The sequence below is a fragment of the Anaerobacillus sp. MEB173 genome, from assembly GCF_052119505.1.
In the GTDB taxonomy this organism is placed as follows: domain Bacteria; phylum Bacillota; class Bacilli; order Bacillales; family JBJMAU01; genus JBJMAU01.
On the sequence record NZ_JBJMAU010000002.1, the window covers coordinates 162,432 to 179,659 of the forward strand.

23 protein-coding genes, 1 tRNA gene and 1 riboswitch are annotated in these 17,228 nt (G+C 35.9%); of the genes, 4 read left to right on the plus strand and 20 right to left on the minus strand.

Features of this window, described 5'->3' with window-relative positions; genetic code table 11:
• Positions 1-146: 146 nt before the first annotated feature.
• From comGG to comGA, 7 genes are read right to left on the minus strand one after another with little or no spacing between them, the layout of a single operon-like run.
• Entirely contained in the window at positions 147-530 is a 384-nt protein-coding gene (comGG, locus tag ACJ2A9_RS05210) for a competence type IV pilus minor pilin ComGG (protein WP_441420562.1), read from the minus strand.
• Positions 523-948, minus strand: coding sequence for a competence type IV pilus minor pilin ComGF (gene comGF / locus ACJ2A9_RS05215; protein WP_441420563.1), 426 nt, complete (start codon positions 946-948; stop codon positions 523-525). The genes comGG and comGF overlap by 8 nt, the downstream gene beginning before the upstream one ends.
• Positions 945-1,280, minus strand: a complete 336-nt coding sequence (locus tag ACJ2A9_RS05220) for a prepilin-type N-terminal cleavage/methylation domain-containing protein (RefSeq protein ID WP_441420564.1) — start codon at positions 1,278-1,280, stop codon at positions 945-947. Before ACJ2A9_RS05220 ends, comGF begins: the two co-directional genes overlap by 4 nt.
• A complete protein-coding gene (comGD, locus tag ACJ2A9_RS05225) occupies positions 1,267-1,713 on the minus strand; it encodes a competence type IV pilus minor pilin ComGD (RefSeq protein ID WP_441420565.1) in 447 nt (148 codons plus the stop codon). The genes ACJ2A9_RS05220 and comGD overlap by 14 nt, the downstream gene beginning before the upstream one ends.
• A gap of 10 nt (positions 1,714-1,723) precedes the next feature.
• On the minus strand, positions 1,724-2,056 hold the full coding sequence (gene comGC, locus ACJ2A9_RS05230) for a competence type IV pilus major pilin ComGC (protein ID WP_441420566.1): 333 nt from the start codon (positions 2,054-2,056) through the stop codon (positions 1,724-1,726).
• 26 nt (positions 2,057-2,082) lie between these two features.
• The gene (gene comGB, locus ACJ2A9_RS05235; protein WP_441420567.1) at positions 2,083-3,111 is read right to left on the minus strand and encodes a competence type IV pilus assembly protein ComGB; all 1,029 of its coding nucleotides are present in this window, start codon (positions 3,109-3,111) and stop codon (positions 2,083-2,085) included.
• 5 nt (positions 3,112-3,116) lie between these two features.
• Entirely contained in the window at positions 3,117-4,172 is a 1,056-nt protein-coding gene (gene comGA, locus ACJ2A9_RS05240) for a competence type IV pilus ATPase ComGA (protein ID WP_441420568.1), read from the minus strand.
• A 126-nt stretch (positions 4,173-4,298) separates the two neighbouring features.
• Here comGA and ACJ2A9_RS05245 point away from each other — a divergent pair.
• The 3 genes from ACJ2A9_RS05245 to ACJ2A9_RS05255 all read left to right on the plus strand — a co-directional run bounded on the left by ACJ2A9_RS05245 (position 4,299) and on the right by ACJ2A9_RS05255 (position 5,700).
• Positions 4,299-4,373: transfer RNA gene (locus ACJ2A9_RS05245), tRNA-Gln, on the plus strand.
• A 229-nt stretch (positions 4,374-4,602) separates the two neighbouring features.
• Positions 4,603-5,325, plus strand: coding sequence for a helix-turn-helix transcriptional regulator (locus ACJ2A9_RS05250; RefSeq protein WP_441420569.1), 723 nt, complete (start codon positions 4,603-4,605; stop codon positions 5,323-5,325).
• Between the two features lie 132 nt (positions 5,326-5,457).
• Positions 5,458-5,700: a DUF2626 domain-containing protein gene (locus ACJ2A9_RS05255; RefSeq protein ID WP_441420570.1), complete on the plus strand. Its 243-nt coding sequence runs from the start codon at positions 5,458-5,460 to the stop codon at positions 5,698-5,700.
• A 68-nt stretch (positions 5,701-5,768) separates the two neighbouring features.
• Here ACJ2A9_RS05255 and ACJ2A9_RS05260 read toward each other — a convergent pair whose 3' ends face one another.
• The 3 genes from ACJ2A9_RS05260 to ACJ2A9_RS05270 all read right to left on the minus strand — a co-directional run bounded on the left by ACJ2A9_RS05260 (position 5,769) and on the right by ACJ2A9_RS05270 (position 8,217).
• A complete protein-coding gene (locus tag ACJ2A9_RS05260; protein WP_441420571.1) occupies positions 5,769-6,884 on the minus strand; it encodes a class I SAM-dependent methyltransferase in 1,116 nt (371 codons plus the stop codon).
• 291 nt (positions 6,885-7,175) lie between these two features.
• Positions 7,176-7,376 (minus strand): cbb3-type cytochrome oxidase assembly protein CcoS, encoded by a 201-nt coding sequence (ccoS, locus tag ACJ2A9_RS05265; protein ID WP_441420572.1) that lies wholly within the window; start codon positions 7,374-7,376, stop codon positions 7,176-7,178.
• Positions 7,377-7,581: 205 nt separating this feature from the next.
• Positions 7,582-8,217, minus strand: coding sequence for an MBL fold metallo-hydrolase (locus ACJ2A9_RS05270; protein ID WP_441420573.1), 636 nt, complete (start codon positions 8,215-8,217; stop codon positions 7,582-7,584).
• Positions 8,218-8,477: 260 nt separating this feature from the next.
• On the opposite strand from ACJ2A9_RS05270, the gene ACJ2A9_RS05275 reads away from it, so the two are divergent.
• Complete coding sequence (locus tag ACJ2A9_RS05275; protein ID WP_441420574.1) at positions 8,478-8,666, plus strand: DUF2759 domain-containing protein; 189 nt, start codon at positions 8,478-8,480, stop codon at positions 8,664-8,666.
• Between the two features lie 39 nt (positions 8,667-8,705).
• Here the strand turns inward: ACJ2A9_RS05275 and ACJ2A9_RS05280 are convergent, their stop codons facing one another.
• The 10 genes from ACJ2A9_RS05280 to ACJ2A9_RS05325 all read right to left on the minus strand — a co-directional run bounded on the left by ACJ2A9_RS05280 (position 8,706) and on the right by ACJ2A9_RS05325 (position 17,219).
• The gene (locus ACJ2A9_RS05280; protein ID WP_441420575.1) at positions 8,706-9,758 is read right to left on the minus strand and encodes an MTH1187 family thiamine-binding protein; all 1,053 of its coding nucleotides are present in this window, start codon (positions 9,756-9,758) and stop codon (positions 8,706-8,708) included.
• Positions 9,759-9,780: 22 nt separating this feature from the next.
• A complete protein-coding gene (locus ACJ2A9_RS05285; protein ID WP_441420576.1) occupies positions 9,781-10,389 on the minus strand; it encodes a hypothetical protein in 609 nt (202 codons plus the stop codon).
• A gap of 140 nt (positions 10,390-10,529) precedes the next feature.
• Positions 10,530-11,342 (minus strand): bifunctional hydroxymethylpyrimidine kinase/phosphomethylpyrimidine kinase, encoded by an 813-nt coding sequence (thiD, locus tag ACJ2A9_RS05290; RefSeq protein WP_441420577.1) that lies wholly within the window; start codon positions 11,340-11,342, stop codon positions 10,530-10,532.
• Positions 11,343-11,361: 19 nt separating this feature from the next.
• Positions 11,362-12,471, minus strand: a complete 1,110-nt coding sequence (gene thiO / locus ACJ2A9_RS05295; RefSeq protein WP_441420578.1) for a glycine oxidase ThiO — start codon at positions 12,469-12,471, stop codon at positions 11,362-11,364.
• Between the two features lie 55 nt (positions 12,472-12,526).
• Complete coding sequence (locus ACJ2A9_RS05300) at positions 12,527-13,309, minus strand: thiazole synthase (protein WP_441420579.1); 783 nt, start codon at positions 13,307-13,309, stop codon at positions 12,527-12,529.
• Positions 13,310-13,316: 7 nt separating this feature from the next.
• A complete protein-coding gene (gene thiS / locus ACJ2A9_RS05305) occupies positions 13,317-13,514 on the minus strand; it encodes a sulfur carrier protein ThiS (RefSeq protein WP_441420580.1) in 198 nt (65 codons plus the stop codon).
• A gap of 2 nt (positions 13,515-13,516) precedes the next feature.
• A complete protein-coding gene (gene thiE / locus ACJ2A9_RS05310; RefSeq protein WP_441420581.1) occupies positions 13,517-14,146 on the minus strand; it encodes a thiamine phosphate synthase in 630 nt (209 codons plus the stop codon).
• A gap of 76 nt (positions 14,147-14,222) precedes the next feature.
• A riboswitch (TPP riboswitch) is annotated at positions 14,223-14,333 on the minus strand.
• Between the two features lie 91 nt (positions 14,334-14,424).
• Positions 14,425-15,618, minus strand: coding sequence for a hypothetical protein (locus tag ACJ2A9_RS05315; protein WP_441420582.1), 1,194 nt, complete (start codon positions 15,616-15,618; stop codon positions 14,425-14,427).
• 115 nt (positions 15,619-15,733) lie between these two features.
• Positions 15,734-16,924 carry a M14 family metallopeptidase gene (locus ACJ2A9_RS05320; RefSeq protein WP_441420583.1) on the minus strand — a complete coding sequence of 397 codons (1,191 nt, stop codon included), beginning with the start codon at positions 16,922-16,924 and terminating at the stop codon, positions 15,734-15,736.
• A 94-nt stretch (positions 16,925-17,018) separates the two neighbouring features.
• Positions 17,019-17,219 (minus strand): YqgQ family protein, encoded by a 201-nt coding sequence (locus ACJ2A9_RS05325; protein WP_441420584.1) that lies wholly within the window; start codon positions 17,217-17,219, stop codon positions 17,019-17,021.
• Positions 17,220-17,228 lie beyond the last annotated feature (9 nt).

Sequence of the window (17,228 nt, forward strand, 5' to 3'; positions counted from 1 at the left end):
AATCATCCTCCATCACAATATAATATGGTGGCTGTTTCACATCAAGCCCCCCTTATCTTTCTTTCACTATAACATATCATTAGATCCAGCATGTCTTACTTTTTAAATTTTTCAAATAAAAGAAAAAAGACCCTCACAAGAAGGTCTTATGTTTCAATCCAATCAATTATATCAGAAGAAATTATATCATAAAAAATTTCAATATTTCGTTTACGTCCATTGTTCGTCACACATTCCAATTTAACAGATAACCGTTCCTCTGTACCCGGTGCAATGACATAATGAACATTTCCCTTCACATACCGAAGCTGCCCTGTTAGTGTTTGAGGAGGAGTATCAAATGCACCAATAATGTCAATAATGTCGACAACCCCCATTTGCATCAGTGCATCCATCGTCAAAATTTCTTCTTGTTCTTTTAAAAACCTCTTCTCGACTGTATATTGCTGAACTTGATAAAATAAAAGACTGAATAATAAGAGTGACAAAATTAACGTTACAGGTGTAACAAACCCTTTTTCATTATTCATAATTCCTCCCGTAAATCATTGAGAGTCTTCGACTGAAAACTCCCCCATCAGTATCTGCTATAAAGATGTTGACTCCATTGGAAATAAGCTTAAAATCAACAGAAGCAACATGTTGTAAAACAATTTCCTGTCCTCCCCCATTTACCTGTCGACGTATCCTTGCACCGTGACGAGAATAGCTTACTTCCTGACCTCTTATTTGTAAAAATAAAGTTCCATTAGCTGTTGTTATTCGACTTGTCTCACGTACTTCCATCGCTAATTGGTTAAAGAATAATGAAACCTCAAGTATGTGAACTTTCTTTTCTTGATGCTGTAATGCAGAAACAAATAACGGAAAAAGCGAAACAACCACTAGGAAAATCGATAATGCAATAACAGCTTCGATTAATGTAAAGCCTCGTTGATTTCCAATCATTTCTTTGCATATTCACACCTTTCATATTGCCGATCATTACTTCCTAGCCACTTAATACAAATAAATGCATTGTTCATCTCCTCTGATTGTACTGTGATTCGATAGAGTGTTCCGTTTCTTTCAACCTGTTGAGTATAGAGATGGACACGCTCTTCAATAAGCCAGTCCTGGATGGATACGTATAGTAAATCAAAAGCATAAAAATTTTCTCTAATTGCCACCCTCTCATTATTCACTGTTATAAATAGAGGAAGACAGCTTGCCATTAACACAGTAACAATACTTAGTGAGGCGATTACTTCAATTAATGTAAAGCCGTTACAATTTCTCAATGTAAAACCTTCCCCTCCCTAATAAGAACACAACACGATAGCTATTATCCTCAATATTAATGAGAATCGATCCTGATTTGCTAATATTCCCATTATGTCTGAATGTGATTTCATTTAAATGAAGTGTTCCTCTCTCAAAAGCTATCCCTTTTGCAAAGTGACGATCTGATACCGATACAAAGCGGTGAATAATCGAATACATTTGCTTGCTGTTATCAAAACGGATAGTAACATTACTCCCATGACTAATAGCATATTGCTGTGCATACAATAAATCACTTTCAAACAGTGCCAAAAAGTCAGCAGCCTTCTTTTCACTATTCATAGAAACAAAAGATGTTACCGAAATACCTCCTACAACTGTAATCATCATTAACACAACCATAACTTCAATCAATGAATAGCCATACGAATTCTTAAGATACTGTTTCATCGACTCAGCCTCAACTCGGATTAATTTTTTTTACTTTTCCATCAATAAGTTCTAGCTCCGTTTTATTATCAGGACATTTAGCCTTCCCATCACTAATTGTTGTTTTTTCCACAAATCCCTGCAAATCAGTTAATGAGCTCGGTGCTTCACCTTTTTCTATTTGATACGCTCCTACCTGGGCCTGAAGCAGATCCATCGTTGCATCACAGCCTTTTTCTTGAGCAACAGTATTATTCTGAGTCATATTAGGTACCGCGATCAACAAGATCACAGAAATGATCATTAGGACAATCATCATCTCGATCAAGGTAAATCCCGATTCTTCTTTTAATTTTTTCAGCATAAATACAGTCTCCTTACTTTTTAGATTTATAAAGAACTAATAAGTTGAAACATAGGTAACATCACAGAAAGGAACATAAACATTACAACTAGACCGATAACAAGGAATAGAATAGGCTGAACTGTCAGCGTCAGCTTTTTTGCCTTTTCTTCGATGACTGCTAATAATACTTCACTATAGTGAAGTAGATCATGAGACAATGACCCATTCGCTTGTCCATGTGAAACAATGAACGGTAACTCCTTTTGTATATAATTCCTTCCTCTTACTACCTCCTCTAGCTTCTCACCGCACTTCAATTGCATTTTCATCATCAGTCCTTCATGCTGAAAAAAAGGCAGTTGATCTTGCTCCTCAAAAATAGTCATTGCTTCATATACTGATAATCCTCCTTTTAATATCCGACCAAGCTGAACCGTGAAATAGTGGGTTAACATTAACTTCAAGAAAACGTTTAAGATGGGAATACGTAGAAGAAGAGAAATTTGTTTGGAAGGGTGGTAATGACGGTAGGAAAAATAGTAGTAGCAGAAAGCAAGAAGATTGATGAAAATAAATAAACTGACAAACAATGGTGTAAGACTGACCATCTTTAAAAACAATCTTGTAATCAATGGCAATTCGATATTTAATGATTCAAAAAGGGACTGAAAATGAGGGAATAAATAATGTAGCATGATAAAGGCAATAACGATTAACAGCCATAGCATAAATAAGGGGTATCGAAGCAATTTTTGCAGTTTTTCTTTAATCTCCTCTCTTTTTGCCAGTAGACGTCCACCTTCAATAAACCCTTTTGCAAGTTCACCGTTCTTCTCTGAAAAATATAAATAGCCTAGAACGTCTTTTGGAAATTGAAGTTCATGAAGACCTTCATGGATTGTACTGCCTTCCCGCAGTTTTTGAATTAACACATCTAATTGAGCACGAACTTCTTTTGGTTGATAATACTTTAATAAAAGAATCGTGTCTGCTAGCGTATAGCCTTGTTCTAGAAACATCCCAAGTTGTACAAGGAATTCAGCTTTTTTTATTTGACTCCATTTATGTTTCATCAAACTCACCGACCCATTTGTTCGTATGCCTTTTCGGAAACATAACCAAGTGCAATTGCTTTCCTTAGCATAGCTTCTAAGCGAATATAGGGAAATTGCTGCAAATTCTCATTTAGGTTATCGATCACTACGTTTAAATTCTGATCGGATAAAATTTCAAAGATTGCTTTCCTTCTTTGCCTTCGTTGCTTTTGACACCATTTTTTGCATTTCTCACCGCAATAAGGGCAAAGAATTTCGACTAATCTTTGAGTAATAATACCAATTAAAGTTTCTTTAAGATCATGAATTGGAATACCTAATTCAATTAAACGGTACAAACATGCAACAGTATCTTTTGAATGAACTGTTGATAAAACTAAATGACCGGTTAATGAAGCCCTAACTGCCATCTTAGCGGTTTGTTCATCACGTATTTCACCTATCATAATGATATCTGGATCATGTCTGAGAATAGATTTTATTCCTTCAGAGTATGTCAAACCAGCCTTCTCATTAATTTCCATTTGTAAAAACTGATCGGTCTTTTTTTCAATAGGATCCTCTAGCGTAATAATATTTCTTTGGAAAAATTGTTGTGCGGCATAAAGCATGGCATATAACGTCGTTGTTTTTCCAGAGCCTGTGGGACCAGTAACGAGGATTAAACCATTTGAGCGTTTGATAAAAGAATAAAGTTGTTTGGCTGACTGTTTGAATAGAGGAAGTTGTGAAAGAGAGAGGGTTTCATCCTGAGGAAGCAGACGTAAAACTAAGCTTTCATCGTTTGCTGTTGGAATAGTTGATAAGCGCAAATTGACTATTTGTTTTGCAAAAGAAAACTGAATTGAGCCATTTTGCGGACGGCGCCTTTCACCAATATCCATTCCAGCTCTAAATTTAAAATGTGAGATAAGTTTGTCGGAAATTGTTTTGGAAATCGTTTCAACTGGAATCAATTGATGATCAACTCTGAATTGAATTAAGGTAGTATCCTTTTTGGGGAAAAGATGAATGTCTGAAGCTCGGAGGAGTACTGCTTGCTGGAGGATTTGTTCACTCTTTTTTTCTACACCATTCAATTGATCACCTTCCTTTCTTATTGAGTTGATTAAATGTTTCGACAGAATTTACATTTTTCCTTCAAAGAAGTGAATTTTTTTGTATATTTTTTTTTTGACCGCTCATAATAATAATATATTCAGCAGTGGGCTATAGCCAAGCGGTAAGGCAACGGACTTTGACTCCGTCATGCGTAGGTTCGAATCCTGCTAGCCCAGCCATACATAAGTAAGTAACATCTGTTTAATAAAGACTGGATCAAAGATTTGATTCAGTTTTTTTCTTGTTTCCTAATTCTTGGTAACCTTATTATTTTACTACATTAACATCATCAAAAACAGATTTCGACATACAATTGTCATTAGTTGTATTTTAACTATGAAAATACATTTATTTATTATACTTTCTATATTATAATGAAGAAAGACTTGACATTGAGGAGTGAAGCAGGTGGAGCAACAAACTTTAAAAATAACGAGTGTATTATCTGATCCTACGCGTTTTTCCATCTATCAATATATCACAAAAAAGCATCGAGATGTAACTGTTCAGGAAATAGCTGAAACATTTAATATTCATGCTAATGTTGCACGTCTTCATTTAACAAAATTAGAAGATGTCAATATGCTTATTTCAGAAACGAAAAAAACCGGAAAAGGGGGGCGACCTAGTAGACTTTATCGTCTATCTGATGAGGTTATTAACTTACAGTTCCCATATCGTGATTATCAACGGCTATCTGATATTTGCATTGAAACGCTTCTTTCATTAGGGGAAGAAGGGAAAAAAGCATTAAATCAAGTAGGAAAAAAATACGGTCTTGAATCCTCAAAAGAATACGTTACTAAGCAAAATATTAATTTAGTGGATCTTTCAATTAAAGAAAAACTAGAATATGTTGAACAAGTTGCCTTAAGCCAAGGCGTAAGTCCGGAAATTAAATATGATGAAGAAACGAATTCAATTAATTTTAGAATTTATAACTGCACATTTAAAGAGTTGGTCAATGTTTATCATGGCTCACTTTGTAAAATGCATCATTCATTATTAACAGGTATATTTGAATATTTCTTAGGAGAAATTAGACTAAAAGAAAATTACCTTATGTTAGATGAAAAAAATAACTGTTGTTCTTACACTGGTATTTTTCTAGAAAACGAAATGGTGAAATAAGTCAAATTCTGATTGAGTTTGGGTATATGCCATCAAATTGCCCTTTCTAAGCATTTACAACTTTACAGCTTATCCTATATAATAAGCTGTAAAGTGTAATTTTAACTTTATCGAAAAAGGGGGGAAATTGTAATGGATCGTATGTTTCGTGTATTAGGTTTCTGGACAGGAATTTTTGCTGTTTTATTTATGATAGGACATATGGAATCAATGGCAATCTTATTCTTTGGACAAACTGCAGTATTTGTAGCATTAAGTTACTTGAACCTGTCAGAACGCGTATATATGTATATTTTTGCAGCTTATTTAACTCTATTCTTCGTTGGATTTACGTACTACAGTACATTCTTAATGGTTCCAGGTGCAGGACACTAATCCTTAATCTCCATTAGTGACTTACATAGTCGAAAAAAGACGATGGTTTCATCGTCTTTTTTTGATGCTTATTTTAAATATTCACTATTGATAAACGAGTAGTTTCCCTCTATATTCTTTCCTTGGACAATGACATGAAATGATGAACTCATACTTCCGTCCATAATTAATGAACGTATTGCCCTATTGCGCTTACTTTTTTCTGAAAAAGGGTTAGGATCATAATTTTCTTGTAAATAGTTTAAAATCCCTGCTGCTAACAAAAATCGATTTTGTGTTGTAAAAACAAAAGTCGAGAAACCTACTCCTTCTCCAAGTTGCATTATTGCATCCAAATGGATATGGCTCGTTACATCCATCTCTCCTGGATACAATAGTGGATTGTTAATTAATTTATGCTGATAATACCCTCTTAAACTGCCATCCATTCTCTCAGGCTGTTGCCACTCATCTTTTGTATAACCGTAGTCTATCGTTATCATAACACCCTTATCAATCCACTGTGATACTCCTTTTATCCAATCGTTCATGTACAAAGGCACTTCGATTCTTTGACCTTCTTTTAATTTTGGACCGTAGTTTTGTAACCATTGCAGTACACGTTGATTTTCACATTGTTTTTTTATTTCTCCTAATTCTCCAAAATCGTCTACAGTTACAAATACTTCCTCAATTTGCTGATGATTCTTTTCAACTACATGTACCGGAAATGCATCAAATAACTCATTTGAAAAAATAATTCCATTAAATGAAGGAATGTCTTTTTTTAATTTTTCTAATGATTCATATTGTTGAACATGAGGAAAATTAACGAGTGCATTTCTTTGTATTTTCCGGTGATATGCGCTGCTTTCTACAATATAGTAGGTAAGTTTAGTTTCACATATCCTTTCCCATTCTTCCATCACTGCCTTCGCAAAGCGTCCATCTCCTCCTCCTACCTCACAAACGACAAACGGTAATTGTTCTTTTTCGATAACCTCCAAGAAAACTTTTGCAAATATATTCCCAAACACACTATGTATAGAACTGCTTGTATAAAAGTCGCCTTCCTTTCCAACCTTTTGTTTCTCTTTCATGTAATACCCTTTATCAGGATGATATAAAACTTCTTCGATGTACTTCGCATACGTTATTTTGCCATCTTGTTCTTGATTGATCAGTGAAATGATATGTTTTTTCATCTTTGTTCTACTCCTTAAACGAGTTACTTATATATGATTATACTTAATTTTTGATTGTTTAGCATTTTACTGAACATTGCAGTGAAATTTATCACAAAAACATTTAAACACTGTTGACATAGTGTTTAACATATTTTATAATGATACTTAATAAAGTAACAAATGATCTATGGGAGCTCCCCCTCCCTCAGTGTTCATTTATGATACGATTAACTCCCCTCTAAAGAAGCCTTCATATTGAAGGCTTCTTTTATTGGTTCTTTCAAACTAAAATAAAAAACACGACAACCATTAGTCATCGTGCTTAACATCCCAATTATTATTAAATTCCTCGTGGAGCATTCGATATTTTATTCCTTCAACATCATCAAACTGACCATCTTTTTTTGCCCACAAATAAATTAATAGTGCAGTACCCATAAAACTAAAGATTACCATTATTAAAGTCCATGCACCAACCGTCATCCCAAACACCGTTGTAGCAAGTAACATCATATTCCTCCTTGTACAATAAATGGAATAATAAATGTTAGCATGCCACAAACTTCTTAGAAAAATACACTTTTAGTTTAGAATGTAGAGTTTAGAGTGTAGAGTTAAAAGTATTCAGGTTAATCAGTGAAGTTCTTTAATGAAATTTTTAAAAAATAACTCTAAACTCTAAACTTTCAACTCTAAACTTTCAACTCTAAACTAATTACATTCCATTCAAAAACGGGTTTGTGTCCATTTCTCTTCGGATTGTTGTTTGTGGTCCGTGTCCACAGGCAACGATTGTCTCTTCAGGTAAATCCATTAGCTTCTCGTTAATGCTGTTAATTAATGTTTCATAGCTTCCACCAGGCAGATCTGTACGGCCAATGCTTCCATAAAAAAGAACATCCCCGGCGAAAACAACACCACTTTCTTTATGATATAACGATATGCTTCCTGGAGAGTGACCTGGAGTTTCAAGTACAACAAATGTGAATGATCCGATCTCAAGATTCCCTTCCTCTTCAATAAAATGGTCAGCATCTTTTACCTCAACTGCTTCACCCATCATAAATAAAGCTGAGCCATTTTTGGATGCATCGCCTAACCATTCCTTTTCCAAGTGATGCATATACACTTCAATACCCCATTTTTCCCGAATATCATCTACTGCTCCAATATGGTCAAAATGAGCATGAGTTAAAATAACTGCTATTGGTTTTATCCCTTCTGCTTCCAACCAATGATTCAGCTTCTCTCCATCCCCGCCCGGATCAAATATTACAGCCTCTTTTTTATCATTTATTAATACATACGCATTTGTTTGCAATGGTCCTAATGGGATTTGTTTTACATCCATTTGCTCGCCTCCAATACCAATTTTTACACAATTTTTATTCTACACTAAATACAGTTTTTATACGAGTAACTAACAACAAACTATATCTCGACAAAAAAATTTAAAAGGGGTAAAATAAAGACAATTAAACGTCCAAACTGTTTACATAGAGGAATAATTCTGCTAACATTGTCAAAATTAATAGTGAAACATTCCCCAATAACTAGTATAATAAGACTGGACGTATTCTGGGTAAAACATATACATAAGGAGGATTATTCATGGTACTGTCGATACTATTTCTTTTAGTGGCCATTCTCTGCGGACTTGCAGTTGTACGAGAATTACGCAGAAAGAACTTCTTTGCATTTGGTTTCGCTGCAGTTTCATTTGCAGTATTCGGTTGGTTTTCAGTAATGACAATCATCTCGCTTATTACAACTGGAACTGGTGCACCAATAGCACACTAATAAAAAAAGAACCTGCTTTATATTAAGCAGGTTCTTTTTTTAATGATAGTCATCCATCAATAATTTCTCTTCTACACTTTTTAACTTTTCATCCATCTTCAACTGCTTATCTCTCCGGTCATCAATTCGAATGTTCGTTGCCACACGGTCAACCCCTGCTTTAAATGGTACTTCATGAAGAGCTTGAATAATTTCAAATAAAACAGGAAGCTCTCCTTCAATGATTGTACTCATCGGTGTGAGTTGATATGTAACTTTGTCATTATATGTTTGCAACACCCTATGGATATCAGCAACATATTCACTTACACTTGCTGTTTTTGTTCCAATAGGAATAATCGTAATATCTACAATCGCCATGTTTTTAACCTCTCTTTTCTTTGAAAACTTTAAGCGTTCAGGAAATTCAACTTTTGCTAAACATCGATAGGAACGAATCGCTGTTTTCATATGGACGTGGTCAGGCTCTGAAGTTGTTACGTGTTTTTGTAAAAAATAGGAAACAGATAGTACATATGCAGTTAACCATCGACATCCTTTTTTATGAAGAACAAAATTTATAACCATTGTCATTCCTAAAGCACTATAGGATGCCCATTGAACGGCATCCGCATTACTCTTATACATTGAAAACATTATTGCTAATAATACAACTGAGCTGAAATAGATTACAACCGTATTTGTAGAACAATGTTTATTAGTTATAGCCGCCTTTTGTATCCGTTTAAGATATCCTAATGATTTAATCCCATTATAACTAAACACTTTATGTTCAGCACCATGATACTTTCGTAATTGAGCCGGAAAAATAAAATGTGTACCAAACATATAATAAAAAACAAAATAATAAGGAAAACCATCCCATCCAAAATCAAACCATTTTGGAACAAAAATACATGAAAAGAAAATGATTGTAAAAAGCAGGAATCCGATAGGCATCGAAAATAAAACCTGGGAAAACACTTTTAGTATCGACTTAATACTAAGAGGTAACACCCATTCAACAATTTTTCCATTCTTATCATATGCACAGGCGATATTTCGTTTTCCAATAAAAAAAACGCCCTTCTGATAAGATAATCCTCTAATCAATTTTATCGCCTACCTTTACCTCCTAATTTATAGTACTTAAACGTTCAATAATCCAATACGGAACTTCGTCATCTCCATTGACATTCAAAAACTGTGGTGATTGAAAACGGGAATCCTCGATTTGTAAGCCTTCATGTTCAGTCCAAGTGTGTAAATATGTCATCGAAACTTTGGTCGAAGAAAAGCTATTTTTACTAATTTGTAATTGCAGCTTCACTTCCCCCTCATTACCATAGATCCCCTCTTCGACCATTTTTGTTGGGAAGGAAAACACTACCCCATTTTTAACAGCTTGACCTTCAACCTCATAAATTGGCTTATCACGATGGTATAAAACCAACATACTCTCACTGAAACGTTCACCATCCATAGGCTGATCTTCTTCAAAAACGGTAACCCCTATATAATCATCACCTAACAACCCTTCTTTTGGCAACTCTGACCAATCCCATTTCCCCGTGATTTCAATCATTTGCTCATTGATTTGTTCTGCTTCAACAGATGCAACAATTAAGTTTTGAATATCCTCATTTGAAAAAGATTCACTTTCATTAATGTATTGGTATCCACTATAAAAGATAAAAATCATTAAAATACCTGGCAGAATCCACTGCCATTTGTTAATACCCATCTTTTTTCTCCTCCAGTATGTAATCTAGATTGCAGATATTTACGATGTGATTATACATCGCAATAAAACTATTATAGCAAATTATAATTTTATTTTTATACCTATTCATAGAAAAAGAAGGGGACAATTCGTTCCCTTCTTTAGATTGCTTTTTCTCGTTTCATTCTGTAAGCAGAGTGATTCGTTGGTCCAATTCCGCCTCCAATATTCAATGAGTCAGAGATTGCTTCTGTTATAAAAGCTTTGGCCACTTGAACTGCGTCAGTTATCTTTTGACCTTTTGCTAATTCCGCAGTAATTGCGGCTGCAAACGTACATCCTGTTCCATGTGTATGACTTGTTTCAATTCGCTTTGTTGGTAAATGCAAAATCTCAGAGCCGTCATATAAAACATCTATAGCATCTTCACCTTCTAAATGACCGCCTTTTAAGACGACATAATTTGGACCTAGCGCTTGAATCTCTCTTGCTACCTCTTCCATTTGTTTAATTGTCGTGATTTCTATTCCCCCCAGAATTTCTGATGCTTCTGGTAAATTTGGTGTAATGACCGTTGCCAGTGGCAGTAATTCATTGATTAGTGCTTCTGTCGCTTCTTTTTGGAGAAGCGGTGCTCCGCCTTTTGCAATCATGACAGGGTCAATAACGATATTTTTTCCATCATATTGTTTTAATTTCCTGGAGACTAAACGAATAATATCTGTTGAAAATAACATCCCTGTCTTAATCGCATCTGCACCAATATCTGATAATACTGCATCAATTTGTGCTTCAATCGCTTCTAATGATTGCGGATAAACACCATGAACTCCAAGTGTATTTTGAGCAGTTAATGCGGTGATGACACTCATTCCAAATACATCACGTTCTTGAAAAGTTTTAAGATCTGCCTGAATGCCTGCTCCTCCCCCACAATCAGAGCCAGCAATCGTTAATGCTTTTGCTATTGCCATCGTACTACCTCCTGATGTACTAGTTAAATCGTTCTGGATGAAAGCTAGTTAAACGCACTTGTTCTTTCTTGTTTTCAATAAGATCCGCTACTGCATGGGCAGTAACTGGACTTAGTAGTATTCCATTACGATAATGTCCCGTAGCAAAGATAATTTGCGGGTCATTGGCTAATTTTCCAAGTAGTGGATAACCGTCTTGTGTTGCTGGCCTTAGCCCAGCCCATTTATGAAATGGTTGTTTAGAGGAGAGAAATGGAAATACTTTTTTAGTCCAATTTTCCAATCTGGCTATCCCTTTTTCAGTAATATCTGTCTTAAATCCCGCAATATCTTCAGACGCGCCAGCCACTAAAGAACCATTTGCCTTTGGTACGAAATATCCTTGGCTTGAAAATATAATATGCTTCACTTTAGGCACAGGAATTTCGTAAGCACATATTTGTCCACGAATAGGGTATACAGGAATACGTATTCCAAAAGTTCCCTCCAACTCTTGTGACCATGCTCCAGAGCAAATCACTAATCGGTCACCAGTGAATTTTCGTCCGTCTTTTGATTGCAGTATAATTTGCTCTTTCCATTGTTTCACGGTTACTTCCTCAAGCTGATCATAAATTCTTACGCTGCTGTTGCGACACGCAGTTTCCAGTGCCTTAACATAATCAGGAGCATAAATATGACTTTCCTCTGGGTAATACATTGCAGCAATGACTTGATCCGTTAATTCTGGTTCGATTTTCTGTAATACTGCCCCTTCAAGAATGTGGGCTTCAGCACCAAACTCACGTTGCCAGCGCTGTCTAGCCTCAAGCCCCAACAAATCGGCTTCATGAAACACAGCATGCAAACTTCCTGAGTTTGAATATTCAAAGTCTTGTTTGGATACTGCTTTTACTTCACGTTGCCAGTCAGGATACAATTTCAAACTAGCCAAACAAAGGTCAAAGAAATCATCAACATCTTCACCAATTTCAGAATAAGGTGCAAGCATACCAGCTGCTGCTCCAGAAGCTTGGCCGCCACATTGAACTTTTTCTAACACGGTTACTTGATGACCGCGCCGTTGAAGTTCAAATGCTGTTGCGAGACCAATAACTCCTCCCCCTAAAATAATTACATGCTCTTGCAACACACTCACACTTTCTATATTAAGTTTGCATAGCTTTTCTATTTTTCTTGTCTCTTTACTTTACAATAAAGTTTTCAAATCCACTACTTGCTGTAGCATAACGTTTTTTGCTTATCCTACCCGCAAGATAAGAAAGCCTGCCTGCTTCAATTGCTGCTTTCATAGCCATCGCCATTTTTACGGGGTCCTTTGCTTTGGCAACAGGGGTATTCATTAATACTCCGTCAGCACCTAGTTCCATAGCTTGTACCACATCTTGTGCTGAACCGAGTCCGGCATCGATGATAATCGGCACTTTTGCCTCTTCAACGATTAAAGAAAGATTATAAGGATTTAAAATTCCTAATCCCGTCCCAATTGGTGCTCCGCCAGGCATAACAGCAGCCGCTCCTGCTTCTTCTAATCGTTTACATAGAACCGGGTCATCAGAGGTATATGGGAGTACAACGAACCCTTCATTTGCAAGAATTTCAGTCGCTTTTAATGTTTCGATCGGGTCAGGAAGAAGCGTTCTTTCATTTACACTGATTTCGACTTTAATCCAATTACTAATTCCAGAGGCCTTTGCAAGTCGTGCAATTCGAACAGCTTCTTCCGCATTTTTCGCACCTGACGTATTTGGCAAATAAGTAAATGTTTTTCCTTCTAAATGTTGGAGGATTGCATCTTCTTCTGGCTCATCGAGATTTACACGTCGTATAGCAAAGGTTAACACTTCTGCACCTGATGCTTCAATTGCTTGGTTTTGTACAAATGGATTAGGGTAACGTCCTGTTCCCAGGAAAAATCTTGATGACAGTTCTTTTCCACCGATCATTAACTTATCACTTTTGTTCATTATCGTATCAACCTCCACCTACAAAATGGACTAACTCTATTTTCATACCTTCAGTTACTTCAGTTGTTGTCCATTGGTCTCTTTCAATAATTTCCCCATTCACTTCAGTCACAACGAGGTTTTTTTCTAATCCAAAGTGTTTTACAACATCTTCCAATGTTTTGACATCTATTTGTTTCTTTTCACCATTAACAATGATATTCATGATTAATTCGCCTCACGGTTGATCTTTTTTATGAATGCCTCACATGTCCCTTTAATATCTTCACTGCCAACAATTTCACTGATTGCACAAATTCTTGTTGCCCCGGCATTTAACACTTGCTCAACATTATGGAGCTTAATTCCACCAATCGCAACAAACGGGATTTTTATCTCATTTGCTACTTGTTTAACATACTCTGTCGTAACAGGGTCGACAACATCAACCTTACTCTTTGTATGAAAGACAGGTCCAACACCAATATAGTCTGCTCCGTTCTTTTCTGCCTCTCTTGCCTCTTCAATTGCATGAGTCGATATACCAATAATCTTATCTTCCCCTACAATTTTACGGGCTTCAGAAAGAGGTAAATCGTCTTGACCGATATGAATCCCATCTGCATCAACTGCTAATGCCACATCAATATGATCATTAACGATGAATGTAACTCCATGTTTTTTTGTTAGTTCTTTTAATTTACGTGCCTTTTCTAACACATCACGTTTGCTGCTTTTTTTATCACGAAGCTGAATAATGTCAACTCCGCCTAGTATTGCTTCTTCCATTACTGCGATAAGATCTTTGCCTGGATGAAATTCTTCACCAGTAATCGCATATAATTTAAAATCCTTCATGAATACAATCCCTACTTTCGTTAATATCATCGTTGCAAATAAGACAAAACCGCAATCCAACGCGGATTACGGCAACTGTTACATTTGTCGACTTTCCTACGCTGGTATAGCCCAGATCAGGTTCAAGGGTAAAAGATTCCTCTTTTTCTCAGCCTGCTTATAAAAGTCGGCACCCCTAGTCTTTACTTATAAAATTATTTACTATCCCCTATTATGACAGAATTTATAAAAAGCGCAAGGAAACCGTCCGTGAAGACGTATGACCGCTCACTCATCTCTTACAATTCAACAAGTGTTACAACACTTTTGTTAGACAAATCTACTAACTGTTCTTTTCTTTGTCCATAGAGTAGCCACTTCCCACTTGGAGAAAGTTTAACTGGGTACTGTTCATTCACCTCAGTAACAACATGCTGCTCTTTTGTCTTGATATTATACGAAATGAGCTGATAGCCTTCTTCATAATCAATAATATTATCTGCATAATATGGCTTAAAATAGAAAAAATCATTGGTCAATTTATCATAGACATGAAATGGAATCCACCACTGACTTGAATACGTGTTTAAGATTGGAACTTTCATTGTCGAAACAACATTCCTGCTATTGATATCAAAAAATGTATATAACGAGTGCTTGTCCGATGTTTCTTCAACAGAAATGGTTAATAACAAATTGTCGCCTAATGAAAACATAGCAATAATATCATTGAGCCATAGTTTTTGTTCAGCATGTTTTATATCATATGTGTATAAAGGAGCAAAATAGCTTAACCCTGCATCGTCCCAATCTAAATAGGCAACGTCATTTTTCCCAATCCATTGAACAAATCCTTGCATTAATGGAAGTTTGTGAACTTTTTGATCACTCACATGAATTTGGTAAAGCTGTGGTATCCAATCCGATGTATAGGACGCTACGATTAACTCATTTGAATCGTAGTTATTCCATATTAACTCAAATTCCTCTCCAATCTCATCAAATGTAAATTGTACTTGCCCCTCTTTATCAACAATGTATAATGGTGAAGGTCCATTGATTGGAATTACTTTAATCGCAAATAAACTATAGTCATTATTGGCCATGACTTCTAAAATAGGGTCTTTTATTTCAAAGAACAGCGTATCGGTTCCTGAAAACAAATGATACTTTTGCAAATAAGATACCCCGTTTTCATCCTTTAAATAAAGGATGGACTCATCATTGAACCACTCACTAATTTCAACAAAGCTGTAGGAGTTTACAACCAATGGATAGATGGTCTTCCTTTTGAAAAAAGATGCCGGTATTTTACTTTTTTCAATAAGGTGAACGTGACGTTCATTAGCAAACTTTACCTTTCGTTGTGATTGCTCACAGCCAGTAATTGAAATAAAAACAGTGATCATGATTACTAATAATGTAATGCTTTTGAATTGTTGAATACTATCGTTATTAATGAATAGAGTACTTGATAGTACACGTTTAGCCATCTTTTCCCCCACTAAAAATGATGTTCATTCGAGCATTCATTATCTCATTTTTTCCCCTTTTGTACAATTATGTAGGAGTGAAAATAGAAAAAAGAGACTGCTCATTCACAGTCTCTTACAAATATAAACTTGCTAAGAATATACCAAGGTTTTCTTCATACATTTCATCGAATTGAGATAATGGCAAAGGATTCACACCTCTGCCTAATTCGACTGTAAAACCAGGACGTCGCCACTCTTGGATAAACCAATCTTTATATCCTGCAAAGCTGTCTGTGTATTGTACCTCGCGATAACCACTTACTCTTGAAAATTCATTGACAATTATTTTAGATTCTGGTGGTTCCAAGCCCTGATATCCCCAAAAAATCACCTTTCCTTGAGTATGGTAAGCAAGCACTCGATGAAAGTTCCTCCTTTGGGTTAAATCAGCCATTGCAACAGCTTCAGGTTCTGTTAATGGTGCTGACCCCGGGTAATCTCTAGGTGCCGGACATTGTTCTTTACGTCGGGCTTCTATCTCCCAAAGAGCAGGATATTGATTGTTTAAATCAACACCTCGAATATTTGCTTTCCAATTCGAGAAATTCTCCACCCCGGCATTTATAGAAAGTACATCATTCTCATATGGTCCTGCCACTGAGGCACCATGTAGAACTAAATCAACACAATCAGGATTAACCATTGGAACCATCGATAGTGTTACATCTTCATAATAAGGGGACATAACCAAGCCTCTTATATTCGTTCCATTTGTTAAAGAAAGCAGATACTCATTTAATGTTTTCATGAGTATTGGCGTTGTAATCCATTCATGAGCATGAAATGAACCATTTAGGTGGACCCGTTTGTTCCCGCTGCCAATACGGACTTCTGGAATTTCCTTGCCTATGACTGAATTTCCAATACTCTCATACACCATAAATGGATAAATCTCTATTAGTGTCCCTAAATCTCGCATCATTGTCCGATAATCATAGGCTTGCCTTCCGTTAACAATCGCTGTGGTCACTCGTTCAGGGATGACAATTGATTGTCCGATATAGAGTGCATTTGGCTTTACTGCTTGATTCAATAACAATAGGGCATCTAATGGTATCCCCCTATTTCTCGCAATTCCCCAAAGTGTATCACCACGGCGAATCGAATAGGTTAACAACCAATACCCTGGGATATTCACTTGCTGGCCTACAAATAACTGGTTTTGATTTAAATCACGGTTTGAATCTAAGACTAAACGAAATGGGAGAGAAAACAATTGGCTATAATACCATAATGTATCCCCTTGGCGAACGGTGACCTTCATGACATCCCCTCCACTTCTATCCTCTATTTTAGGATATATATGACTGGTCGAAATGAAGAATGATCATTATTACTAAACCATTCAACCAATGAAATCACGTTAATTTAAATGGATGATTTGCTTCGTTTCGAATAATTAATATGGCTTTTTGAAATTGCTGTACATCAATCATTTTCCATTCAAATAACTCCCTGATTTCTTCTTCCATTAAGATTAGATCGTTCGTTCGATCCCCTGTATAAATAATCGTTCCAAATTGTTTTAAAAGCTGTTGAACATCATAAAATGTTTGCATTCATCTCAC